We start from the raw sequence: 22363 nt of genomic DNA on the forward strand, positions 1-22363 counted from the left end.
GGCGGCATCATCTGGATGGAGAATCCGGTTAGCATGTCCCCCATGACGATGCCCCTGCGCAAGGACGCGGCCCGCAACTGGGGCCGGATCGTCGCGGTCGCCCGTGCCCTGGTCGACCAGGGCATACCCTTGCAGCTGAACGACGTCGCCAGCCGCGCCGGACTCGGAGTCGGCACCGTCTACCGGCACTTCGCCACCCCCGAGGCGCTACTGGAGACCGTCGCCACTCCCTGCCTGGAAGCCCTGGCCAACTACGGCCAGCAGGCTCTGACCGGCACCGACCCCTGGCGCGCGCTCGAAGGTTTCCTGCTCCGCACCGTCGAGGCGCAGGTCACCGACGCGTCCCTGGCCCCGGTCGCCGCCGCAGCCACCGACACCCTGCCGCGCACCACGGAACTCAAAGAGACGCTTCGGTCGGTCGGCACCGCACTCCTCGGCCGGGCTCGCGATGCCGGAGCGGTCCGACGTGACGTGGCCGACGCCGACCTCGTCCCGCTCATGTGCGGCATCGCCTACGCCGTCAACGTCCACGGCGGCACACCCGCCGACCGGATCGACACCGCCCACCGCTATCTGGCCGCACTCCTCGAAGGACTGCACGCGACCCCACCGCACGCGTGAGAATCCTGCCCGCGCACCAACCGGGATGACCCACACCTGCCGCCCCGACCCGTATGGCGCACCAGTCCGCGATCGCCGTCCCCCTGGGGAACCGTGACCGGGCGGCGGTCATCTCCCGTCCCCGGATCAACCTGCACCGCAAGATCGTCAAGCACGCGGCGTTCACCGGCCAGTACCCCATCGCGATCCTGTCGGACTACGTCGTCTACGCCGCCGGCCCCTCGCCGCTGGACTTCCTGCCCTACCGGGACGGCATCGCGCTGCCCGGCGGCTTCAAGCTCGGCATCAACCCGGGCCTGGTCAAGCACGAGGGCATCCAGTCCGTGCTGTGGGGCGAGGAGGTCCGCGAGCGGTTCAACGCTCCGGAGCTCGACCTCGCCCGGTACATCAAGGACGGCACCGTCACCGACGTCGACAGCGGAGAGTAGGAGCAGACCACGATGAGCCCGTTCGGGGACGGCCTGGAGGGCGCGGTGCAGAAGGCGTTCACCCGCCCGGCACCCGAGAGCGCGCCCGCGCGGATGCGGTACCTGGTCAAGCATCTGAAGGGCACCAGGGCAGTCGCCCAACTGCTGCGGGTCTCCCGGCGCACCGTCGAGCGGTACGTGGAGGACCGGATCAAAAAGCCGCGCCCGGATCTCGCCGCGCGCCTGGAGCGCGAGGTGAAGAAGCGGTGGCAGCCGCAGATCCGGGCCAAGGCCCGGCAGTAGGCGGCCGCCACCGGCGGCATCGTCATCGACACCCGCGGCCGCATGGGCTACACCGCGCCCATCGGGGCGACGGACCAGGACCGCATCCGCCACCTGACCGTCGCCCTGCCCCCGCAGTACGCCGCCCGCCTCTTCGACGCCCAGACGGCCGGCGCCAGCGGCCAGCAACTCCGACAGATCGCGTCCGAAGGGATCAGGAAGGTCTACTTCCAGGACGGCGGCCGCCGCGCCGGCTCCCTGGAGGAGGTGCACTTCACGGACATCGAACACCTCGAGTTCGAGCTGTAGCAGCTGCGCCCCGAACAGCTCGCGAGCCCGGACCGCTGCATGCCGAGTGACTACTGCGCGGTGTAGCCGCCGTCGACGGGCAGGGCGATGCCGGTGATGTAGCCGGCGCCGGGGCTGGAGAGCCAAAGGACGGCTTGGGCGATCTCGTCGGCGGTGCCGAGGCGGTTGATGGCCTGCCCGGCTTCGGCCTGGGGCCGGTCGAGTTCGCCGCCTTCGATCATGGCGTCGACCATGGGGGTGGCGATGGTCGGAACGCTGCTGCTCTCGCGGGCCAGCGACGACGAGGAGCTGTCCCGCGCCTTCCTGAAGGCCGCGCACAACCGGCTGAACGAACATCCCGCTCCGGCGGGCGAGTCCTCCGTGACGCCCGCTCCCGCAGTCTGACATCACCAGCGGGCCCAAGAAGCACGACCGGGTCCGGGGCGAGGGGCCGTCGAGCGTCGCGGTGTCCGGGCGTTGGGTGGGCAGCACGTGAACGGGGGAGGCTGGGCTGCGCGCACTTTCTGCGGAGCCAGCGATCCGGTCTCAGTCAGCCAGGCGGGCGGCGAGAAGTGCCGTGGTCGCGTCCCACAACTCCCGCTGTACGCGCGGATCCCGGCCCGGGGCGGGGCACTGCAGAGGGCGGGCGTCGTCGACGGAGAAATAGCCGCCGGTGGTTTCCGTCAGAGCCGGGTCGGTGGCGAGCCGCACGATGATGCCGGCGCCCTTGCGGGGATCACCTATCCGCAGAGTACGCAGCACCCGCTCCAGGACGGCGGAGCCGGGCAGGTCCCGGCCCAGGCCAGTGGTGTTGAAGCCGGGATCGCAACAGTTCACGGTGACCTTGGCCGCGTCCAGACGGCGGGCAAGTTCCTGCGTCCACATGATGGCCATCAGTTTCGTGCGCCCGTACACGGCCATCGACTCCCGGCGGGTGTAGGGCGCGGTGCGCCGCAGGTCCTGAGCCGGGTCGATCGTTCCGGCCCGCTGAGCGGCTTCGGAAGCGACGTTGACGATCCGGGCCGGCGCCGAGGCGCCGAGCTTCGCGATCAGTGCCTCGGTCAGGACGTACGGGCCGAGGTAGTTCACCGCCGTCATCTCCGCGAGGCCCTCAGCGGTGACGCGCTGCGCAAAGGCGTGAAGGCCCGCGTTGTTGACCAGAACGTCTATGCGCGGGTAATGAGCGGCGATTTCCTCGCCCGCGCGGCGGGCGTCGCAGAGCAGGCCGAGATCGGCATGGAAGACATCGACGGGCTCGTCGGTCACTGTCCTCAGTTCGGTGACGAGGGCCTCGGCCCTGCTGCGGGAGCGGGCCACAGTGCCGATGCGGTAGCCCTGGCGGGCCAGCTGGAAGGCGGCGATGCGGCCCAGTCCGGACGTGGCTCCGGTGATCACGGCGACGGGACGGTCCATCCCACAACCCCTTTCATGAGGTACCTCATGATTGCGTTGTGCGAGGATAACCCGAACCATGGAGCGGCACGAAGCAACAACAACGGGCAGCACTCCGGAGCAGGTGGGGCTGTCCTTCCTCACCCTCGCCCACAGACTGCGCGAACAGGTCGACCAGCACATGCTCGCGACCGCCGGCCTGTCCCTGTCCCGCACCAAGGTCCTTCGGATCCTGGCCGGCCGGGGCGCGCTTCATCAGGCGGAGCTGGCCGCCCTTCTCGGCCAGGCGCCGCGCTCCGTCACGCAGATCGTGGAGGGCCTTGAGCGCCTCGATATGGTCGCCCGGACCGGCGACCCCGAGGACCGTCGCCGCAAGACTGTCTCCCTCACGGACACGGGTCGCACGGCCCTGGACGCCGCGGAACAAGCCGGCTCGAACGCACTTCGACAGTGTTTCGGCTCGCTCGAACCGGACCAACTGCGCACGCTTGACACCCTGTTTACGTGCCTGGAGGCTGCCCTCACCGGCGACAGGACCGGCAGAAGGGATGAGTTCGGTGCAGGAGCAGAATCGCCGTCCCGGCGAGGCCACGGGCCTCGATAAGCGGGGTGCACCATCACACCGCACTCATCCTCGTGACCCGTTGCGATGCGGCATTGTCTGCGACCAGCGCGTAGAGAAACCGGCCGATGAGTGTCAGCTGCCCCAGCCACGGCACGACGCGCGGCGCCACGAACCCTAGTTCTTCCACAGCCCTGCGCAGTTCCCACCGGAGACTTGCCCCTGGGGGGACGGGCATGCCCGCATCGACTTGGCACTGCGGGCTGTGGCCCCCGTGCGGCTCGAGCCGCACCAGTGCCGCACATGCGACAAAGCTGGGTCGGAAAATGCCGGGTGCGAGGCACGGGGGCGCCGCACGAGGGAGGTGCGGCCGCACTGTGGTCGGCCGCGAAGTGCGCGACTCCTGTGACGCGAGTCCCCGCCTCGTGGACGCAGCTCGAGGCGGGGACTCGTTGGCGAATCCTTCGCGATGCGTGCCCCGCTGCCTGATATCGCGGACGGCCGCGAGGAGCACGACATCAACACGAGGCGAGGCGCGCCTCAGTCTCCTCGATGGGCACGTCGTGCCCGGCCTCGCACCGCACCGCGGGCACCAGCAGGGCGCCGCAGTCCGCGTGAGCGAGTTCCACCCCGCCGTGCGCATCACCCTGGATGGTCCGCCCCCACCGCATCAGCGCGACGAGCAGCGGGAACAGCGCCCGGCCCCGTTCGGTGAGCACGTACTCGTAACGGGTGCGCGCGCCCGGCTCGCGATAAGGGCTGCGCTCCATGAGCCCGTCGGCCACCAGCTGCCGCAGCCGCTTGGAGGCCACCGTCTCCGCGAGACCGGTGCGCCGCACCAGGTCATCGAAGCGCCGCCCACCGTAGAACGCCTCTCTGACCAGCATCATCGCCGAGCGGGTGCCGACCACCTCCAGCGAGCGCTCCATGGCGCACCAGCCGGCCGCCGTGAAGGCGTCCCGGTCGGCGAACTCGCCCGCGCGCGTGAACACTGTGCCTTCGTCCTGCTGGTCAACGCGTTCCATGCCCCCATCCTAGCCTGGCTGGTTTTTTGCGCAGTCAGCCTGCTACGTTCCTGGCTATGCAAAACAGCAGTCAGCCGTCCGCGGTGCCGTCCGCGCGCCCGCCAGCCCACGCCGCCGCCTTCCCGACCCCGCTCGCTGAACACAGCGGCACACCCGCCCACCCCTGGCGCGGCGTGCTCACCGTCTGCCTCGGGGTGATGATGGCCTTCGTCAACGTCTCGTCCACGATCGGCGCCCTCGGCGCCATCCAGCAGGACCTGCACCCCTCGGCCAGCACACTGGTCTGGATCACGAGCGCCTACTCCCTGGCCGTCGCCAGCCTGGTGATGTCCGCAGGCACGCTCGCCGACCTGATCGGACGCCGTACCGTTTTCCTCAGCGGAGCAGTCGTCTTCACCGCCGGCAGCGTGCTCGCCTTCACCGCCGACCGCACCACGCTGCTGATCACCGCGCAGGCCGTCATGGGCCTGGGCGGCGCCGCCGTCCTTCCCGCCAGCCTCTCGATCGTCAGCCACTCCTTCACCGACGCGCACCAGCGCACCAAAGCGATCGGCGCCTGGGCCAGCTGCTCCGGCCTCGGCCTCGCCGTCGGCCCGCTCGGCGCCGGACTGCTCCTGAACCACTTCACCTGGCACGCGGTGTACCTGATCGACGTCGCCATCGGCGCGATCACCATCATCCTCACGCCGTTCATGGTGGCCGAGTCCAAGCATCCGACCCGCCGGCTCGACCTTCCCGGCGTCCTCCTGGGCACCATTGCGATCGCCTCGGCAACCTACGCGATCATCGAGGGCGGCTCCTCCGGCTACACCTCCGGCCGCATCATCACCATGTACGCCGTCTTCGCCGTCTCCCTCGCCCTCTTCCTGGTCGCCGAGGCACGCCACCACGACCCCATGCTCGACCTGCGCCTTTTCCGCAACCCCTCCTACACCGCGGTGATGGGCGTCGCGGCAGCGTCCATGTTCGGGTTCGTCGGCACCTCGCTGCTGGCCGTCCTGTACATGGAACGCGTCCAGCAACTGTCCGCCCTGGCCACCGGCGTCCGGCTGCTGGCCATGTTTGCCACCTACATCGTCGTCAGCGCCCTGGCCGGACGCCTCGTCCAACGAGTCGGCTTCACCCTGATGTTGACCGCGGGCCTCGTCATCCTGGGCGCCGGAACCCTCTCCCTGCTGGCCGTCGGCCCTTTCACCGGTTACAACGCCCTGTGGCCCGGCCTGCTGATCGCCGGCGTCGGCTCCGCGCTGCTGACCGCCCCCTCGACCGCCGCCGCTGTCAACAGCGTGCCGCGTCTGCAGGCCGGCATGGCCAGCGCCACGGTCAACATGTTCCGCCAGATCGGATCCGTCCTTGGCCCCAGCATCCTCGGCACCATTGTCACTACTCGGTTCCCCGACTACCTGCAAGATCAGCTGACCACCGCAGGCATACCCGCCCCGGACGCCTCTCGGATCACCGACGGCGCCGTCCAGGGCGACGGCGCGGGCGCACTGCCATCCGCACTCACCCGCACCGTCATCGACGCCGCCGCTCGCGCCTTCACCGACGCCGTCCACCTGGGCCTTCTTGTCGGAGGCATCACCCTGCTCGTCATCGCCATCCCCACAGCGATCTTCGTACGACACCGCCACACGGCAAGCTGACGCAGCGAAGAACCATGGGTTACCGCACGACAAGAACGACTGTCGTGTGCGATGCGCGCGGCGCCGACAAGGGCGAAGCCGGCCCATGGGCTGGGCGAGGGCCCCGTGCTGCCGTAGGTGATCCGCCGGACGGGGGCGCGTCGGTGCGGCCGAAACGCATAGGTGCGCCCACCCGCAAAGTCGATGCGGAGCATCCTGCTGAATGCGGCCCGCGCGCGGGGCCGCTCGAGTGCACGGGGCCAGGGGCACCGGTCAGGCGTTCCTGCGACCATGGCTGACGCACTCCGTCCGGACCAAGGTCACCTGTTGCTCGAGACCGACGGACGCCGACGGTTCATCGGCTGCCACCACCCCGCACGGCACCGACGCCACGGCGACGAACGCGCGCGTCGGGGCGATCCGCGGCTCGCGTCGGTTTTGGGCGCGGCGACGCCGGCGGCGAGCGCCGGCCGGTCTCCATCGCGCGCAACTGCTCTCGCTGATCGTTTCAGAATGAGTTGAGCTGCGGGTCTTGTGCTCGACGATCTTGGTCAGCAGGGTGTCCAAGGTGCGTGCTGATCTTGTCCCGAATGACGTGTGGGAGCGGGTGGCCCCGCTGCTGCCGCCCACTCACGAACGTCGCCGCCGCCACCCCGGGCGGCTGCGTGTTCCGGACCGCGTGGCACTCGCCGGCGTCATGTACGTGCTGCGGACCGGTGTCGCCTGGCGCGATGTCCCCGCGGAGATCTTGGGCTGCTCCGGGGTGACGGCCTGGCGCCGCCTGCGGGACTGGACCGAGGCCGGCGTCTGGCTCCGCCTGCATGCCGTCCTGCTGACCGAGTTGCGCCGCGTCGGCCTGCTGGACCTCGACGACTGCGCGGTGGACGGCTCTCACATCCGGGCTCTCAAAGACATCTCAGGGGGATAAGAAGTCAAGAGGGACCGCGAGTCTTGATCGCTACCGAGGCCGCTGATTGGCTGGCCAACATGAATGATCTCGGACCCGTTGCATGGCCGCCTGCACCCATCAAGACCGAAAGGCTCGTGCTGCGTGAGCCCGAGAGCCGGGACCGTGCTGCGTTCATCGAGCTGCACGCCTCACCGGAGGTGCACACATACCTCGGCGGCCCCCGCCCGCGTGACGAGCTTGAGCATGACATGCCCGAGGTGCCCGGGCGGCGGCCCGGGAGTTTCGTCGTCGATTTCGAAGGGGAGATGATCGGCCAGATCCTCCTCAGGAGAGTAACGGAGCACCTTTGCCCCACTGCCGTGGGGAAGGTCGATCTCGGCTACCTGTTCCTGCCGCGGGCGTGGGGATTCGGGTATGCCGCCGAAGCGTGCGCGGCGGCACTGGACTGGCTCGAAGCCGTCCTTCCGGGTGAGCCGGTGGTGCTCGCCACCCAGACCGCCAACGCCCGCTCGATGCGCCTCGCGGCAAAGCTGGGGTTCACCGAAGCGGAACGGTTCCGAGCCTGGGACGCCGATCAGTGGCTCGGCCTGCGGACCCCGGTCACGCCCTCTGATTGAGTTCGCGCTCGACAGCGTGGCTCTGTCGAAGTGCCGTTGTTCTCGTCGACGAAGTCTGTCGGGTTGGCGGGGCATGCAGGCGCTGGAAGGAGCGGTGCGAAGGCCTGCTGTTCGTCGAAATGCTGCTGAGTCTTGCGACAGGGGTGGAGCTGGCCGAGGAAGCGGTTCAGCAAGTGCCGTTGTGCGGCGGCATGCCGGTCTCCGTGCTCGTGTCGGCGGCGGTAGTGCGCATTCGCTCCCGGTGAGGCGGTGAGGGTGGCGAAGGCCCAGAGGAAGCCGGCGTTGATGAGGCGGTTGTTCTTGACGAAGCGGCGGCCGACGAAGCGCTTCTTGCCGGAAGCCCGGGTGATGGGGGCGGATCCGGCGTACGACTTGAGCGCTCTGGCGTCGGCGAACCGTGCCCGGTCGTCGCCCAGCTCGGCGAGGACGCGGGCGCCGAGCACGGGCCCTAGACCCGGAGAACTGAGCAGGATCTCGCTGTCGGCGTGCTGGTGAAAGGCGGCTGTGGCCGCCTCCGCAAGATCGTCCGCGGCCTGGCAGGTGGCGTCCATCTGCTTGAGCAGGGCCAGGAGCTGGTGGCCGAAGGCGTCCTCGACGCCGGGCAGCTGGTGGGCGTACTCGGCGCGGAAGACGTCCCGCAGCCGCTCGGCTTCCGCGTCACAGCCGCGGAGGCGGCCACTGCCGGCAACGTCACCTCCATCACCGACGCCACCACCCTGGGCGGCACGGCCAGGCCCGACAACCAGTGCTTCACCTGCGACGGCAACCGCCGCCTGACCGAAGCCTGGGCCCCCAAGACCGCGAACTGCGCGGCATCGGGTCGCACGGTCACCAACCTCGACGGCGCGGCCCCTACTGGGCGTCGTACACCTACACCGCCGCTGGCCAGCGCAAGACCGAAACCCAGCACACCACCACCGGCGACAAAACCACCGCCTACACCTACAACGACCCCGCCGACAACAGACCCCACACCCTCGACAAGACCACCGGTACCCGCGCCGCCACCTACACCTACGACGCCGGCGGCAACACCACCTCCCGCCCCGGCCCCACGGCCCAGCAGACGCTGACCTGGAACACCGAAGGCGACCTCGCCAAACTCACTGAGGGCACCAAGGAAACCGGCTACCTCTACGACGCGAACGGCGACCTGCTGATCCGCCGCGCCAAGGGCGACGGCGATACCATCCTCTACCTGGGCGCCGGCACAGAACTCCACGTCACAACCAAGGGCACCACGAAGACCACCTCGGCGACCCGCTACTACACGGCCAACGGCCAGACCATCGCCGTCCGCACCGCCACCACCGGCGTCACCGGCACCAAGCTCAGCTTCCTGGCCGCCGACCACCACGGCACCTCCAGCATCGCCCTGGAAGCCGGCACCTACGCCCTCACCAAGCGCTACAGCACCCCCTTCGGCACCCCACGCGGCACCAAACCCGCAACCTGGCCCGCCGACAAGGCCTTCCTCGGCAAACCCGCCGACGACACCACCGGCCTCACCCACATCGGCGCCCGCGAATACGCCCCACCACCGGCCAGTTCATCAGCGTCGACCCCATGCTGGTCCTGGACCAGCACCAGTTGCTCAACGGCTACGCCTACGCCAACAATGCTCCGGCTACTTTCAGTGATCCGGCCACCCACCTGCCCGGGCATCGGCGCAGCCTGGGCGCGTTCGTCGGCGAGCTGCCCGGTCATCCGTTCGAGGACGCGTTCGGCGACGGCGAGTTCGTCCCGCTCGGCCCGCACTGCCGCCAGCTGTTTGACCAGCTGATCTTCGAGTTCGTCCAGTTCCGCACGCCGCGCGGTGATCCGTTCCAGCAGCTCGGGATCCAGCATGCACCGGATCGTCGACGGCTGCCGGACTACGGCGAGCAAGACCGGACACTTCAGCTACCTACTTCTGCTGACGACCGCCTGTTCAGGGCTCAATCGCCACGAATGTCGCTTCTGGCCGGGCCGACCATGCGCCAGACGCTGAGCTTCGGCCGTGACCTCGGCATCGAGATGGGCCAACGTCCTGTTCCCGTACTCGACGATGTCGTACTCGTCATCAAACTCAGCAAGGCGCTCGGCGAAGGACTACAGCCAGGCCGTGCCGGTCGTCTTCACCCCCCTGGACCAGCTCCAGGAGCACGGCCCGGGCACGGAGCTGTGGCGGCGCCCGGGGCGCCCGGACGAGCAGACGCTGACGGTCGAGCTCAGCAACCCCGACGGTGACGTTCTCTACTGCCACCAGGCCGCCCGCGCCGAAGCGGAGGAAGAACGGCGCCAGGCGGCTGAGCGGGAGGCGCGGCGGCCGGTGGGCGGGTGATGCGGGCAGAAGTTCACCGATCAGCGGTGGGAGAAGCCCACCATGCACGGTGCCGAGGGCCGATGACCGGGACGTGCCGCGCCGACGACATGGCCCGGCAGGAAGCCGCCGCGCGGCCGGAGCCGGCCAGGCCCGGCCGCGGCCGGTGGCGCTGGCGTCCTGACCGGGCAAGCCCGTTGTGCGGCCGGGGTCATCAGGCCGTACGGCGGGACGGAGACCGAAGTGACCGCGTCCCCGGGCGGGGCACCGTGGCGGGGAGCGGTTGGCGGCGGCATTGGCGTTCGGGCATGTGATCGATTTAGGCTGCGTCGGTTCGTGCCGTTCACGGCGGCAGCCCATCGACGGAGGAGAAAGCCGATGATGCAGCATGCGTCGGCCGCCGACCCGGCTCCCGGGCGTCGCCCCGAGCTGGTCCCGGACCCGGATGTGGAGGCGGCCCGTATAGCGGCGGTACGCCGCTACGACATCCTTGACACGCCGCCCGACGGGGCGTTCGACCGGGTGGCGGCGATGGCCGCCCGTCTTTTCGACGTGCCGGTGGCGACGGTCACGATCGTGGACAGCGACCGCATCTGGTTCAAGGCAGCCCACGGCCTGGAAGGTGTCAAGGAGATCGGCCGCGATCCGGGCTTGTGCGGCTCGGCGATCCTGCGCGATGACGCGCTGGTGATTCCCGACACACTTCGTGATCCCGTGGCGGCGGACAATCCGCTGGTCGCGGGAGAGATGGGGGTGCGCTTCTATGCCGCCGCGCCGATCATCACCCCCGACGGGCATCGGCTGGGCACGGTGAACGTCCTCGACACCAGACCGCGTTCCATCACCGAAGACGACACTGCCACTCTGGCTGATCTCGCCGCGATCGTGCTGGACGAGATGGAGCTGCGGCTGTCGGCGCTGCGCGCCCTGCGCGACGAACAGGAGCGGCGGGAGGCGGAAAGCCGTCACGCCGAAGCGGAACGGGCGCGTGCCGAGGCGGAACGGGCGGCACGGGAGCAGGCGGAGCAGGACAAGGCCGCCATCGCCGCCTTTGCCTCCACCCTTCAGCGCACCCTGCTGCCCCCGGCGCTTCCCGTGGTGCCCGGCCTGGAGCTGGCCTGCCATTACCGCACCGCCTCCGTCCACGATGTGGGCGGCGACTTCTACGACGTCTTCCCCCTCGACGGCGGCCGGTGGGCGTTCTTCCTCGGTGACGTGTGCGGCAAGGGCCCTGAGGCGGCGACCGTCACCGCTCTGGCCCGCCACACCCTGCGCGCCGCGGCCCAGATAGACCCGGACCCGGTCAGCGTCCTGAGCACGCTCAACACCGTCCTGCTCACTGACGTCACCGCCGGCAGCCGCTTCTGCACCGTCCTCTTCGGCCTCCTCGAACCTCGGGAGGACGGCGGCTTCACCGTCACCATCGCCACCGGCGGTCATCCGCCGGCCTACCACGTGCGCCCGGACGACAGCGGTGCCGTGTGGGTCAAGGCGGTACGTCCCAAGGGCGGCATGCTCGTCGGTGCCTTCCCCCAGGCGCCCTTCGCCCAGAACACGTTCTCCCTGGCTCCGGGGGAGAGCCTGTTCCTCTACACCGACGGGCTGACCGAAGCCCGCACCGCCGAGGGCGCCATGCTCGGGGAGGACGGTCTGACCGGCTTCCTCCACCAGCACACCGGGCCCGTCACCGCAGCCTCCCTGGTCGAGGACACCGTTACACTGCTGGCCTCGCTGCCCGACGAAGCCGGCGACGACGTGGCCCTGCTCGCCCTGTCCGTGCCCGGCCCTCAGGCCGCACTCGACAGCGGTGTCGCCGCCACCGCCCGCACCGCCGCCGCACCCGAACACATCGGCCAGGAGTGATGACCGACGTGACCGACACGTTCCACCTGACCGTCCAGCACCCTCGCCCCGGCCTTGCCGTCGCCACGGTTGTCGGGGAGGTGGACATGCACACCGCGCTCACCCTGCACTCCGAAGCCCTGGAGATCATCCAGCGCGGGCACCCGCGCCTGGCCCTGGACCTGGCACAGGTCGGATTCTGCGACTCCGCCGGTCTGAGCGCGCTCATCCGCATCTGGCACGCGGCCCAGGCGGCGGGCGGCTTGCTCGGCCTCGCCGCTGTCCCCGACCGTCTGCTGCGCATGCTCAGCATGACCGGCGTCGACTCACTCCTGCCGGTCCATGCCACAGCCGCCGAAGCGGTCGCCGCCATGTCCGCCGGCCAGTCCACGTGCGCAGACGTGCACGGCTCCGTCACCAGCTCCTCCACCGGGGGCGGGCACCGCGACCTGACCGAGGGCGAGCCGGCGGCCATCGACAACGCGCAGCGGCAGGAGGCATCCCGGGCAGGAAACGTCGTACAGGGCTGAGCGGACAGGCGGAAACACAGAGCGGGGCGGCTGTCCGGTCCGGCAGGCGCCCACTCATGCGTACGACATCGACGGCGAACTGCAAGCCGCGAACCGACCGCTGCACTGCACGCCGCCCTGTAAGCAGCTCTCGCACCTCCCCCGGAACCCGCCTCACGGGCTTATGGTTCTGCCGAGACTGCTGGTGTGCTGCGGTACTACGGACAGATGGGCGATGATCCGCTTCCCATAGTGCGCAGGGCGACGACAGCTTTCTTGCTGACGGTCTCGACCAGAGGCAGGGCCATGACCACCATCGCGGCGCGAATCGGCCTTCTTCGGCGTCGGCTTCTCGGTGGAGCTGTCCCACACGGTGATCGCCCAGGGTCTGGTGGCCGCCGCGCAGCTTCTGCCAGGTGTAGCCGCCCCAGTAGTCGTGCCGGTCGCCGTAGAAGGCGGCGTACTGCTCCATCGCGCACTCCTCCCACTCCTGCGCGTCCAGCCAGGCCGCGCGGCCGCGTGCCGCCCGGTGCCGTAACGAGGGTGCTGGGTGAAGTCGACCGTGCCCAGGGCCTGGTGGCGAAGGTGGAGCTCCCACAGCAGCCGGCCGGTGTCGTCCTCCCGGTTGTAGATCACGAACCGGCGCCCGGCGAGGGCCTCGGTGAGGCGGGGGAGGATCTCGGAGAAGGTGGGCGCGCGTTCGGCGTCACGGCCGAACCTACCTGGGGCTGCCCAGCTTCAAGTCAGCGATTGGCTTGAGTGTTGACGGACAGGCAGGTCCGGTGACACCCTAGGTCGCGTTCGGCCCTTGCTGCTCAGCATGCCGGTTGGTTTCCCGGTGAAGCAGTACAGGGCCTACTGGTGTTTCCCCTACCTCTTGGCAAGAAGAGGTAGGGGCTCTTCTGTTTTCGCAGGTGGGCCATGGGATGAGCTCGTTGGGGGACACCCCAGACGGCGAGCTTCGGATGCCAGAGAGGCCAATCGTGAACGGTCAGATGGAGATTCGGACGTTCATCCTTCTTGCTGCGGGCGTCACCGCTGGTGTGATTGCTTTCCGTTCTCCGGCTATTGGCGCAGCTGTCCTGGTGGGGGTGGGGGTGGTGGCTCTGCTTGACGTGCTTCTTCGACGTTGATGAACACAGATGATCCCACCACGCTCGGTTCGGATAAGTCCTGGACCATGGCGTCGGTGATGTGGTGAATCGCCGTGGCCTGCGCCGGGATCGGCTCGCCCGGGTTGAGCAGCGTGTCGCGCAGCACCGTCCCCGACACCGTGCTGACGGCGATCTCCACGATCCGTGCGGTCCCGGTCAGGCCGATCGTCTCGGTGTCCGGGACCGAGTACGCCTCCGGATCGGCGAGGAAGTTCTGCGCCCACGCGATGGCCGGCCTGAGGCCGTCCCACCGGGCACGGTCCGCTTGCCGCTGCGCCTGCGCGCGCTCGCGTTCGATCTCCCGGTCGCATGCGGGGCAGTGCCAGTCGGCCATCGCCTGCTCGCGCTCGCTCATCGCCGCCCACACCGTGAGCGGGTACAGCTGCGCCAGACACCGCCGGCACGAGCGCTCCGCCAGCGACCGCGCCACCCGCCGTCCCCGCTCAAGGCGTTCGTGGCACGCCAGACACATCCCGTCGCCCCAGTTCCTGGCCGGCGTGGGCGTCTGGAAGATGGTGCCGCAGTCCTGGCACGTCCGACTGCACAGATCGGCCCGGTGCCGGACCGCCCGGTCCTCGCACACGCCGCACATCCCCCACACCGGAACGTGGAACACCTCGCCACAGTCGGTGCAGGTACGGCGCTGCCGCATCTGGCGGCGCCGCCGAGCCGACAGGGGCCGCATCTTCACCGACTTCTCCGGATCCCACAGGGCGATCCGGGTCCCGTACCAGCGGGCGTAGACGTACACCGCCGGCTGCTGTCCCGCAGCGGGCCTGCGCCGCACCACGCCCACTGGGTCTTCGTCCGCAGGTACGCCGGCGCCCTGCCGCTTGCGTCCGAGCAGCTCACCCGCTGGTTCGGGCTGCCCCTGGCCGCCACCGGCGTCGCGGCCGGCATCCTCCTCCCACGCCTCGTCACCACCACGAGCGCCCCGGCCCGTGTGGACGACGACCGCAGCACACACATCACCGCCGACGTCTTCGTCACCTCCAGCAAGGAGCGCTACCCCGACCTCTTCGGCCTCACCGACGGCCACCACACCGGAACACCCAGGGCCCGCGACGAGGTCCTCCGGCTCCTGAACCGTCTGCCCCGGCAAGCCATCGACCTCACCACGACCAAGCCGCCAGCACACGACTGCTCACCACGCTCACTCCAGCGCTCGCAACCGTCCAGCCGGCCGAGCAATGACCGGGACGGGCGGCAGGCCCACCCAGGCGGTCACCTCGGCGGTGGTCGCCGGCAGCGCCCGGACGAGGGCGGTTGCCGGCGCCCGTGAGGTGCGGGCGACATCGAAGTACGCGCCGTAGACGGTGTCCGACGGGGCTCGGCCGGGCCCGGCGGGGAGGGCGTTGACCGGGCGCCGTCCCACGGTGCGGCAGGGGAGAAGGGCAGCAGTTCGAGCGGAGTCAGTCATGGGAGGCTCGTACGGGTGATCACGGGCTCCGCGGGTGGGGGTGTCGCAGGTGCCACGTCTAGCGTCGGCGTATGAACGACGAGGTCTTCCCTGCCGCCGCCGCCGACGCCGCCGAGCGGCTCGCGGCCCACTGGCGGGCTCTTGCCGCCGCGGAACTCCCCGTGGTGCCGTCCGGCCCGCCGGGCACCACGTTGAAGGCGCTCCCCGAGGAGGCGCCCGAGGAGGGCGAGGACCTGGCGCAGATCCTCGACGACACCTGGCACACGATCGTGCCGCAACTGGTCCACTGGCAGCATCCCGGATTCCTCGGCTGGTACCCGACCAGCAACTCGCCCGCCTCGGTACTGGCGGAGCTGGTCACGGCGGGGCTGGGCGTGCAGGGCATGATGTGGTCGTCGTCGCCGGGCGCGACCGAACTCGAGCAGCGGGTCTGCGACTGGCTGGCCCGGGCCCTCGCCCTGCCGCAGCGGTTCACCCACGCCTCCGGCCAGGGAGGCGGGGCGATCCAGGACTCAGCGTCGTCCGCCGTGCTCGTCGCGGTGGTCGCGGCGCTCAACCGGGCGTCGAGCGGACGCTGGCGCACGCATGGTACGGAGGGCCGCTGCCGGGTCTACTGCACCGCACAGACCAACGCGTCCGTGCCCAAGTCGGTGCGGATCGCCGGTGCCGGAGAGGCCGTCCAGGTGCCCCTGCTGCCCGGCACCCACGAGATGGACCCGGCCGCGCTCGCCGCCCGGATGGACGCGGACCGGTCGGCGGGACTGGTTCCCGCGGCCGTCGTCGCCACCGTCGGTACCACCACCACCTGCGCCACCGACCCCGTGCCCCAGATCGGCGCGGTCTGCCAAGAGCGCGGGGTGTGGCTCCACGTGGACGGCGCCTACGCCGGCAGCGCCGCCCTCTGCCCCGAGTTCCGCGACGGGAACGCCGGGCTGGAACACGCCGACTCCTACGCGGTCAACGCCCACAAGTGGATGCGAACCGGCATCCCCTGCGACGTCCTGTGGGTCGCGGACCACACGGCCCTCACCGACGCCCTCAGCCTGACCGCCTCCTACCTGCACAATCCGGCCAGCGAGTCGAGGACCGTAGTCGACTTCAAGGACTGGCAGGTGCCGCTCGGCCGCCCGATGCGGGCCCTGAAGCTGTGGTACGTCATGCGTGCCCACGGCCTCGAGGGGCTGCGGGAGACGATTCGTCACGATGTCCGCCTCGCCGCGCTGCTGGCCCGGCTGATCGAGGCGGAAGTGGGCTTCGAGGTCGTCGTGCACCGCCTCGGCCTGGTCGTCTTCCGCCGCGACACCGACGCACGGACCCGCGACCTCGCCGAACGCCTCACCAAAGACCCCGTCGTGCTGTGCACGCCCGCCACCGTCGACGGCCGGCCGGTCCTGCGGGCCGCGCTGGGCTCCCCGTACACCGACGAAGCGGCCGTTCACCGGATCTGGTCGACCATCCGGACCTACGCCGCAGCGCAGGACTGAGCCGGCCGGCACACCCGGCAGCGGACAGGGCCTGCCGGCTCGTCATCCGCCACCGCGCTGGCCAGGAAGCTGAGCCGGGTGTGCGCCGAGGCCGACGCCCGCGCGGGGGCGGACGTCGCTTGGCGCACCAGCTCGGTTCCCAGGAAACCGCTGCCTCCGGTGATCAGCACCGTCATGCCGGTACGCGGTAGTGGGTCCGCACACTGCCTGCGGTGAAACGGGCAAGCCGGCCCGCAGCATGCTCGGTCGCGGGCGCCGCCCCGATTCCACCCGGGACCTGGCTGACGACCACCGGCTCATCCAGCCCGGCGGCCCGATCGACACCTGGTACCTCCAGCACGACCTCGCGGTGACCGACAACCGCACCGGCGGCCAGGTCCTCGCACGCATGCTCACCGGCTACGCCGCCCCCCTCAACGACGCGGTGATGCCGCTGGACGTCCCCGCCGCCATCGAAGGCGCCCGCGCGGCGGTCCGCCCGGAGGGACGCTGGGGGCCTCTGCCGTCACCCAGGGCGATGCGACCGAGTCCCACGTCGCCACCAGGGCCGCGGGGGCCTGCTGGCTCGATTACGTGAACCTGGTGGGCCTGCTCAGTGTCGCCGACGACCTCACCAGTAACCTGGCGGCGCTGAAGATCGGGATGCAGCCCTACGACCGGAGACTGCGCTCGCCCGCAGGGAGAGGGCCCGGAAGAACCCGGAGAGGGGCGAGGCGTCCTCGGCACGGACTCCAGGACGAACTGCTCCAGCGAGCGTGCCAGTCTCCAGCTCAACATCTGGGACGACACCACCGCCGGGACATCATCGAAGGCGGCACCACCGGCTGCGTCACCCACACCGTCGAAGTCGCCCGCCGGGCCGACAGGTTATTGCCGCAGCGATGCCCCATCCGGTTGCGGGCGGTGTTTGCGGTGACTGTCGTTCCGTTTGCGGTCGTGGGGCGTTATCCAGGTGAGGGGAAGAAGGGCACGCAACAGACGCGTGGTCAATGCCCCGATCGACAGGGGAGGTGTTTCACGGGTGCCACGGCGAGAGCGTCCGCTGGATGTCGAGGCCGGTCCGCTGCTGGATTTCGCCGCGGGGCTTCGCAGGGTGCGGGAGGAGGCGGGCAGCCCGACCTACCGGGACCTCGCACGCCGGGCGCACTATTCGATCGCGACGCTTTCCGCGGCTGCGGGGGGCCGTCAACTGCCCACCTTGGCTGTCACTCTCGCCTACGTTCGTGCCTGTGGTGGTGACGAGCGGGAGTGGGAGCGGATCTGGCGCAGGACGGCGGTCGAATGCGCCGCCGGGAGGGCGCCGGCGCGGAGCGAGGAGACGGCCCGTGCGCCCTATGTGGGCCTGAGGCCGTTCCAGCAGGCGGACGCCGGCATGTTCTTCGGACGGAAGGATCTCACCGACCGGCTGGTTGGGCACCTGGAGCGCAAGAGGCTGCTTGTTCTCCTCGGGGCCTCGGGGTCCGGTAAGTCGTCCGTGCTGCGTGCCGGAGTGCTTCCCCGGTTTCCGGCAGCTTTGCCCCTGGTGTTCGCCCCGGGTGCGGACCCTTTGGAGGAGTGCGCGATCCAGTTGGCGGCCAGGGCGGGCATCGCTTCGGGCCCGTTGCGCGCCGAGCTCGCCGCTGATCCGTACACGCTGCACCGCATGGTGCGGCAGATCCTCGCCCGCTCGCCGGAAGCCGGGCAGGAACTTCTGCTCACCGTGGATCAGTTCGAGGAAGTGTTCACCCAGTGTGGCGACGCGGGGGCACGTGATGCCTTCGTGGCCGCGCTCCTGCACGCCGCGCGGACTCCCGACAGCCGCTGCCGCGTCGTTCTGGCCGTCCGTTCCGACTTCTACACGCACTGCACCCGGGTTTCCGGCCTGGTCGATGCCCTGGCCGACGCGAGCGTCCCCGTCGGGCCGATGACCGTCGACGAACTGCGCGCGGCGATCGTCCGGCCCGCCGCCACTGCGGAACTCACCATCGAGGGCGCTCTCGTGGCGGCTCTGACGACCGCCGCGCACGGCCGGCCCGGCACCCTGCCCCTGCTGTCCCACGCCCTGCTGGAGACCTGGCGCCGTCGGCGCGGCAACGCCCTGACCCTGGCCGCCTTTCAGGCGGCGGGCGGTTTCGAAGGTGCCCTCGCGCAGACGGCCGAAGACTTCTATTCCGCTCTGAGCGACACCCAGCAGCGGATCGCCCGGCAGCTCTTGCTGCGGCTCATCGCTCTCGGTGAGGGCACCGAGGACACCAAACGCCGTGTGCCGCGCCAGGAACTCGACGACACCTCGGACGTCGCTCATGTCCTGGAGCAGGCTACTCGGGCACGTCTGCTGACCGTGGACCGGGATCGTGTCGAGATCGTTCACGAGGCCCTGATCGGCTGCTGGCCCCGCCTGGGCCGCTGGTTGAGCGAAGACCGGGTGCAGTTGCGCCTGCAGCGGATGCTCACCGAGGCCACCGCAGTCTGGGAGTCGCTGGAGCACCATCCCGACACCCTCTACCGCGGGGTGCGCCTGGCCGCTGTACGAGAACTTCCCCGGGACGTGCTGACCGCTCGGGAACGTGCCTTCCTCGACGCGAGCCAGGGGGCGGAGGAGGCGGAGGCACTGCGCGTGCGCCGTCATCTGCGTCGTCTGCGCCGACTCGTGGCGGCTCTTGTCGCACTGCTCATCTGCGCTGTGACGGCCGTCGGGGTCGCCGTGTACTTCCAGAGGGTCTCCACGGCGCAGCGTAACCAGGCTGTCGCGCTCAAGGCTGTCGACACCTCGGCCGACTTGCGAAGCCGTGACCTTTCGCTCGCCACCCAACTGGCTCTGACCGCGCACCGCCTGAAACCGGGCATGCACAGCCGCAGCGGGCTGTTCAACGTGATGTCGCGCCGCCTGAGCAGCCACGTTTTCTCGGTGAGCGTCACCCGCGACGGGCGCACAGCGGCCGTTGCATACGACGGCGACCGTCTGGAACTGTGGAATTTCGCAGACCCGCAGGCCCCCGCCGTCCTGGGGAGCTTCGACGGCCACGGGGAGGGTATCGGCCTGGCGATGGTGAACTTGAGCCCGCGGGGAAAGATCATGGCCAGCATCGGCTGGAAGAACGAGATCCGGCTCTGGGACGTGTCCGACCCCCGTTGGCCACGCCCGGGGCGGGCTTCCCCCACCGGCCACAAGGAGCGCATCTTCTCGATGGACGTGAGCCCGGACGGCCGGATGGCCGCCACCGGCAGCTACGACGATACCGTCCGGCTGTGGGACATGACCGACCCGGCCGGCCCCCGACTCCTGAAAAAGCTGACCGGCCACACCAGCGACGTCAAACCGGTCGCTTTCAGCCCCGACGGCACGACACTGGCCTCCGGCTCCAACGACCGCAGCGTCCGCGTGTGGGACGTGAGGAACCCGCGCGACGCGCGACTGATCACCGTGCTCAAGGACGGCCACAAGGACTTCGTCGACGCGCTCGCCTTCAGCCGCGACGGTCACATGCTCCTGTCCGGCAGTGACGACGCAACCGCGCGCCTGTGGGACCTGACCGATGCGAAACATCCCATGCGCGGCCGTCTCAAGGGTCACACCAGCGTAGTCAGCGGCGTGAACTTCCTCGGCCCTGACGGCCGGACCGCCATCACGGCCTCCCGGGACGGAACGGTGCGGATCTGGAACACGACCGACCCAGCGCACCCCGTCGAACGGGACACGCTCCCCCTCTCCTCGGGAGGAGTGTTCTCCGCTCTCCCTCTCTCGGCGCACGGCACGATCGTCACCTACAGCCAGGACATGACCGTCGACATCTGGAACACGGACCTGCCCTGGACGCTTGCTCATGCCTGCGGACAGGTCCGCGCCCCCATCAGCCGTGCCGAGTGGTCCCGCCACTTCCCGGGCCTCGACTACCGTCCGCCCTGCGTCGGCCTGCCACGTCCGGGGCACAGCGTCGTCGGCCGGGGCACGTCCGGGACCGGGTCACCTGCTCACGAAGGGCGGTGACTCAACCTCCCAAGCCCCGCACACGGAACTGCATGACGTGATAGGGCCAGTTCACCTTCCCGTCGTTGTTCCACTGGCTCACCGACAGGTGGAGGTCGTCAAGTGTCGAGCCCGGAATGATGTAACCGCCGTACAGCTGAGCGACGTGGGCATCGTCCTCATGGCCCCAGGCACCGCCGTGGATCAGGATCTCGCGGCGGGCGGTGGAGAGGTTCGATGTGGGGTGGTCCGCGATGATGCCGTCGATACGGTAGTCGCCCTGATTGAACCAGGTCAGCGCCCACTTCCCGCCCAGCGGACGCAGACACAGCTCCCCGAACCTGCCCTCCAGGACAGGAGTGGGCGAGTTCCCCCATCCCCACGCTCCGTCGCGCCGGCCCCATGGCTCGTAGGCGCCCGGATCGGTGATCCGGCCGCGAGGTACGCGGTGCAGGATGATCGGCTTGTCGCGCTGGTTTCCCGTCGAGTACACGTACACGTACCCGTCGTCGCCCAGTCCCCAGGTGAGCATCTGGAACAGGCCGCCGTGCAGGTCGGCAGGGAACTTGGCGCCGGTGTGGGTCCAGGTCGCGCCTGAGTCGTCCGAGCGCCAGATCTCGGTCCACACCACGTTGGGGTAGGGCTTGTTCACCATCACGTGCAGATAGATCGTGCCGCCGATGGTGATCACGTCGGTGGGCAGCACGGTGGAGAACTGCGGGTTGTCGTGCTCGTAGGCCCACAGCTGCTGGGCGTGTTCCCCGCCCACCGCGCCGGTCCATTGCACGCGCTTGGTCAGCGGGACCGTTTTCCCGTAGAGGGCGACGGGCGAGCGCCACCAGCCGCCGCCGGCCCGCGCATGCTCGAAAGTGTCACCGAAGACGAACAGCAGCCGGCCGTCGGGTGTACGTACGGGCACTCCGAGGTCGGTGGCCTCCATGCGGAAACGAGTGGTGATCTCGGGGCCCGTGAGATCGGCGACTTTGCTGACCTGGAGAGTCCCCGCCCGCGTCCGCGCCGGCTGGGCGCCCTGTGCTCCCGGGGCGGAGACCAGGGTTGAGGCGCCTGTGAGCACGGCTCCTGCTGCGGCCCGCAGGAACGTCTTGCGGCTGACTACCGCGTGCTGTGGGCCGGCCGGCATGTTCTGCGATTTTGCGATGCTCATGAACACTCCTTGCGGGAGACGTGAGGATAAGGATCAGCCGCTCGCCAGGGCGGCACGGGAGACAAGACGCTTCAAGATCTTCGGGAAAGTCGCCGGTAACCCGGCGGAACCCCGCGGGTCCCGCGGCCCCGGCCGAGCCGGGTGTTTCCCGGCTCGGCCGGGGCGGGGCCCTGCGGGTCGTGTCCGCGTATCCGCCGTCCGATACGTCCGGGGCGGGCTCGGTGGCGTCCTGCGCCCGAGCCCGTCCCGTCCCCCGATCGGTTGTGGCTGCGGTAACCGGGTTACTGCCAGGCCTGGAAGTTGAGCTGGTTGCAGGCGAAGAGGCGCAGGCCGATGTTGCTGTCGTCCAGGCACGTGCCGCTCGCCTGGTTCTTGAACGTCAGGCCACCGCCTCCCCGGCCCACAAGCCAGCTGACCTCCCGAGAGCTGTCACACCCCCTCATCGTCAGGCCCCCGCCGCCGCTGGCGAGGCACTGGCCGGTGGCGATGTTCCTCAGGCGCCGGGTGTTGTCCTGGAAGACGTGCACCTCCCACTTCTGGAAATCCATCTGGTTGCAGCTGAAGGTGCGCACACCCGCGCTGCTGTCGTCCAGGCACCTGCCCGTGGCCAGGTTCCGGAAGGTCTGGACGGGGTCGGCCGCGCGCGGCGCGGCCTTGGTGACACGGGTCCCCGCGCCGGTGGCCCCGCGCCCGTCGGCCGCGGCCGTACCGGCCGCCGAGGCGGACAGCAGAGCGCCGGTGGTAACCAGTGACAGGAGTGCGGCCTGGAGCAGCTTCACGCGCTGAGTCATCGTGATCGCGTTCCTTTCGTC

The 22363-nt window shown here is 69.9% G+C and carries 17 protein-coding genes and 6 pseudogenes; 16 read left to right on the forward strand and 7 right to left on the reverse strand.

The window, feature by feature from the left end:
* Positions 1 to 42: 42 nt before the first annotated feature.
* The 3 genes and pseudogenes from AB0E62_RS31480 to AB0E62_RS31490 all read left to right on the forward strand — a co-directional run bounded on the left by AB0E62_RS31480 (position 43) and on the right by AB0E62_RS31490 (position 1619).
* On the forward strand, positions 43 to 621 hold the full coding sequence (locus AB0E62_RS31480; RefSeq protein WP_362201462.1) for a TetR/AcrR family transcriptional regulator: 579 nt from the start codon (positions 43 to 45) through the stop codon (positions 619 to 621).
* 98 nt (positions 622 to 719) lie between these two features.
* Positions 720 to 1049: pseudogene (locus AB0E62_RS31485) on the forward strand (transcriptional regulator); the annotation flags it as partial.
* Positions 1050 to 1061: 12 nt separating this feature from the next.
* A pseudogene (locus tag AB0E62_RS31490) lies at positions 1062 to 1619 on the forward strand (XRE family transcriptional regulator).
* Between the two features lie 50 nt (positions 1620 to 1669).
* Here AB0E62_RS31490 and AB0E62_RS31495 read toward each other — a convergent pair.
* A pseudogene (locus tag AB0E62_RS31495) lies at positions 1670 to 1867 on the reverse strand (SDR family oxidoreductase); the annotation flags it as partial.
* Between AB0E62_RS31495 and AB0E62_RS31500 the strand changes: the two are divergent.
* Entirely contained in the window at positions 1839 to 2003 is a 165-nt protein-coding gene (locus AB0E62_RS31500) for a hypothetical protein (protein WP_362201609.1), read from the forward strand. The pseudogene AB0E62_RS31495 and the gene AB0E62_RS31500 sit on opposite strands and share 29 nt — an antisense overlap.
* A gap of 141 nt (positions 2004 to 2144) precedes the next feature.
* Here AB0E62_RS31500 and AB0E62_RS31505 read toward each other — a convergent pair whose 3' ends face one another.
* A complete protein-coding gene (locus tag AB0E62_RS31505) occupies positions 2145 to 2993 on the reverse strand; it encodes an SDR family NAD(P)-dependent oxidoreductase (protein ID WP_362201465.1) in 849 nt (282 codons plus the stop codon).
* Positions 2994 to 3069: 76 nt separating this feature from the next.
* Here AB0E62_RS31505 and AB0E62_RS31510 point away from each other — a divergent pair, with 76 nt between their 5' ends.
* The gene (locus tag AB0E62_RS31510) at positions 3070 to 3594 is read left to right on the forward strand and encodes a MarR family winged helix-turn-helix transcriptional regulator (RefSeq protein WP_362201468.1); all 525 of its coding nucleotides are present in this window, start codon (positions 3070 to 3072) and stop codon (positions 3592 to 3594) included.
* Positions 3595 to 4070: 476 nt separating this feature from the next.
* Here the strand turns inward: AB0E62_RS31510 and AB0E62_RS31515 are convergent, their stop codons facing one another.
* Positions 4071 to 4577: a helix-turn-helix domain-containing protein gene (locus AB0E62_RS31515; RefSeq protein ID WP_362201471.1), complete on the reverse strand. Its 507-nt coding sequence runs from the start codon at positions 4575 to 4577 to the stop codon at positions 4071 to 4073.
* A gap of 56 nt (positions 4578 to 4633) precedes the next feature.
* Here AB0E62_RS31515 and AB0E62_RS31520 point away from each other — a divergent pair, with 56 nt between their 5' ends.
* The 3 genes and pseudogenes from AB0E62_RS31520 (at position 4634) to AB0E62_RS31530 (ending at position 7729) form a co-directional block, all read left to right on the forward strand.
* Complete coding sequence (locus AB0E62_RS31520) at positions 4634 to 6223, forward strand: MFS transporter (RefSeq protein ID WP_362201474.1); 1590 nt, start codon at positions 4634 to 4636, stop codon at positions 6221 to 6223.
* 547 nt (positions 6224 to 6770) lie between these two features.
* Positions 6771 to 7112: pseudogene (locus AB0E62_RS31525) on the forward strand (transposase); the annotation flags it as partial.
* A 77-nt stretch (positions 7113 to 7189) separates the two neighbouring features.
* On the forward strand, positions 7190 to 7729 hold the full coding sequence (locus tag AB0E62_RS31530) for a GNAT family N-acetyltransferase (RefSeq protein WP_362201591.1): 540 nt from the start codon (positions 7190 to 7192) through the stop codon (positions 7727 to 7729).
* A 74-nt stretch (positions 7730 to 7803) separates the two neighbouring features.
* On the opposite strand, the pseudogene AB0E62_RS31535 reads toward AB0E62_RS31530, so the two are convergent.
* Positions 7804 to 8409, reverse strand: a pseudogene (locus AB0E62_RS31535) (transposase); the annotation flags it as partial.
* On the opposite strand from AB0E62_RS31535, the pseudogene AB0E62_RS31540 reads away from it, so the two are divergent.
* The 4 genes and pseudogenes from AB0E62_RS31540 to AB0E62_RS31555 all read left to right on the forward strand — a co-directional run.
* Positions 8410 to 9373: pseudogene (locus AB0E62_RS31540) on the forward strand (RHS repeat-associated core domain-containing protein); the annotation flags it as partial.
* Between the two features lie 355 nt (positions 9374 to 9728).
* Positions 9729 to 10052 carry a hypothetical protein gene (locus tag AB0E62_RS31545; protein ID WP_362201612.1) on the forward strand — a complete coding sequence of 108 codons (324 nt, stop codon included), beginning with the start codon at positions 9729 to 9731 and terminating at the stop codon, positions 10050 to 10052.
* A 357-nt stretch (positions 10053 to 10409) separates the two neighbouring features.
* A complete protein-coding gene (locus AB0E62_RS31550) occupies positions 10410 to 11894 on the forward strand; it encodes a GAF domain-containing SpoIIE family protein phosphatase (protein ID WP_362201477.1) in 1485 nt (494 codons plus the stop codon).
* Complete coding sequence (locus AB0E62_RS31555) at positions 11894 to 12403, forward strand: STAS domain-containing protein (RefSeq protein WP_362201480.1); 510 nt, start codon at positions 11894 to 11896, stop codon at positions 12401 to 12403. The genes AB0E62_RS31550 and AB0E62_RS31555 overlap by 1 nt, the downstream gene beginning before the upstream one ends.
* 1044 nt (positions 12404 to 13447) lie before the next feature.
* Here the strand turns inward: AB0E62_RS31555 and AB0E62_RS31560 are convergent.
* The gene (locus AB0E62_RS31560) at positions 13448 to 14326 is read right to left on the reverse strand and encodes a 3'-5' exonuclease (RefSeq protein ID WP_362201483.1); all 879 of its coding nucleotides are present in this window, start codon (positions 14324 to 14326) and stop codon (positions 13448 to 13450) included.
* Positions 14327 to 14479: 153 nt separating this feature from the next.
* Here AB0E62_RS31560 and AB0E62_RS31565 point away from each other — a divergent pair, with 153 nt between their 5' ends.
* The 4 genes from AB0E62_RS31565 to AB0E62_RS31580 all read left to right on the forward strand — a co-directional run bounded on the left by AB0E62_RS31565 (position 14480) and on the right by AB0E62_RS31580 (position 20407).
* Positions 14480 to 14818, forward strand: a complete 339-nt coding sequence (locus tag AB0E62_RS31565) for a hypothetical protein (protein ID WP_362201486.1) — start codon at positions 14480 to 14482, stop codon at positions 14816 to 14818.
* Positions 14819 to 15027: 209 nt separating this feature from the next.
* Entirely contained in the window at positions 15028 to 16440 is a 1413-nt protein-coding gene (locus tag AB0E62_RS31570; protein ID WP_362201489.1) for a pyridoxal-dependent decarboxylase, read from the forward strand.
* 238 nt (positions 16441 to 16678) lie between these two features.
* Positions 16679 to 17017: a hypothetical protein gene (locus tag AB0E62_RS31575; protein ID WP_362201492.1), complete on the forward strand. Its 339-nt coding sequence runs from the start codon at positions 16679 to 16681 to the stop codon at positions 17015 to 17017.
* Positions 17018 to 17461: 444 nt separating this feature from the next.
* The gene (locus AB0E62_RS31580) at positions 17462 to 20407 is read left to right on the forward strand and encodes an XRE family transcriptional regulator (protein WP_362201495.1); all 2946 of its coding nucleotides are present in this window, start codon (positions 17462 to 17464) and stop codon (positions 20405 to 20407) included.
* Between the two features lies 1 nt (position 20408).
* Here the strand turns inward: AB0E62_RS31580 and AB0E62_RS31585 are convergent, their stop codons facing one another.
* Positions 20409 to 21551 carry a DUF4185 domain-containing protein gene (locus tag AB0E62_RS31585; RefSeq protein WP_362201498.1) on the reverse strand — a complete coding sequence of 381 codons (1143 nt, stop codon included), beginning with the start codon at positions 21549 to 21551 and terminating at the stop codon, positions 20409 to 20411.
* Between the two features lie 281 nt (positions 21552 to 21832).
* On the reverse strand, positions 21833 to 22342 hold the full coding sequence (locus tag AB0E62_RS31590; protein ID WP_362201501.1) for an RICIN domain-containing protein: 510 nt from the start codon (positions 22340 to 22342) through the stop codon (positions 21833 to 21835).
* Positions 22343 to 22363: the final 21 nt, after the last annotated feature.

The sequence above is a fragment of the Streptomyces sp. NPDC038707 genome (genome assembly GCF_040636485.1).
Lineage (GTDB): Bacteria > Actinomycetota > Actinomycetes > Streptomycetales > Streptomycetaceae > Streptomyces.

Excerpts from the sequence above, each read along its gene's own strand:
- AB0E62_RS31480 (WP_362201462.1), top strand. The coding sequence starts at position 43 with ATGACGATGCCCCTGCGCAAGGACGCGGCCCGCAACTGGGGCCGGATC.
- AB0E62_RS31500 (WP_362201609.1), top strand. The coding sequence starts at position 1,839 with ATGGCGTCGACCATGGGGGTGGCGATGGTCGGAACGCTGCTGCTCTCG.
- AB0E62_RS31510 (WP_362201468.1), top strand. The coding sequence starts at position 3,070 with ATGGAGCGGCACGAAGCAACAACAACGGGCAGCACTCCGGAGCAGGTG.
- AB0E62_RS31515 (WP_362201471.1), bottom strand. The coding sequence starts at position 4,577 with ATGGAACGCGTTGACCAGCAGGACGAAGGCACAGTGTTCACGCGCGCG.
- AB0E62_RS31520 (WP_362201474.1), top strand. The coding sequence starts at position 4,634 with ATGCAAAACAGCAGTCAGCCGTCCGCGGTGCCGTCCGCGCGCCCGCCA.
- AB0E62_RS31530 (WP_362201591.1), top strand. The coding sequence starts at position 7,190 with ATGAATGATCTCGGACCCGTTGCATGGCCGCCTGCACCCATCAAGACC.
- AB0E62_RS31550 (WP_362201477.1), top strand. The coding sequence starts at position 10,410 with ATGATGCAGCATGCGTCGGCCGCCGACCCGGCTCCCGGGCGTCGCCCC.
- AB0E62_RS31555 (WP_362201480.1), top strand. The coding sequence starts at position 11,894 with ATGACCGACGTGACCGACACGTTCCACCTGACCGTCCAGCACCCTCGC.
- AB0E62_RS31570 (WP_362201489.1), top strand. The coding sequence starts at position 15,028 with ATGAACGACGAGGTCTTCCCTGCCGCCGCCGCCGACGCCGCCGAGCGG.
- AB0E62_RS31575 (WP_362201492.1), top strand. The coding sequence starts at position 16,679 with ATGCTCGGTCGCGGGCGCCGCCCCGATTCCACCCGGGACCTGGCTGAC.
- AB0E62_RS31585 (WP_362201498.1), bottom strand. The coding sequence starts at position 21,551 with ATGAGCATCGCAAAATCGCAGAACATGCCGGCCGGCCCACAGCACGCG.
- AB0E62_RS31590 (WP_362201501.1), bottom strand. The coding sequence starts at position 22,342 with ATGACTCAGCGCGTGAAGCTGCTCCAGGCCGCACTCCTGTCACTGGTT.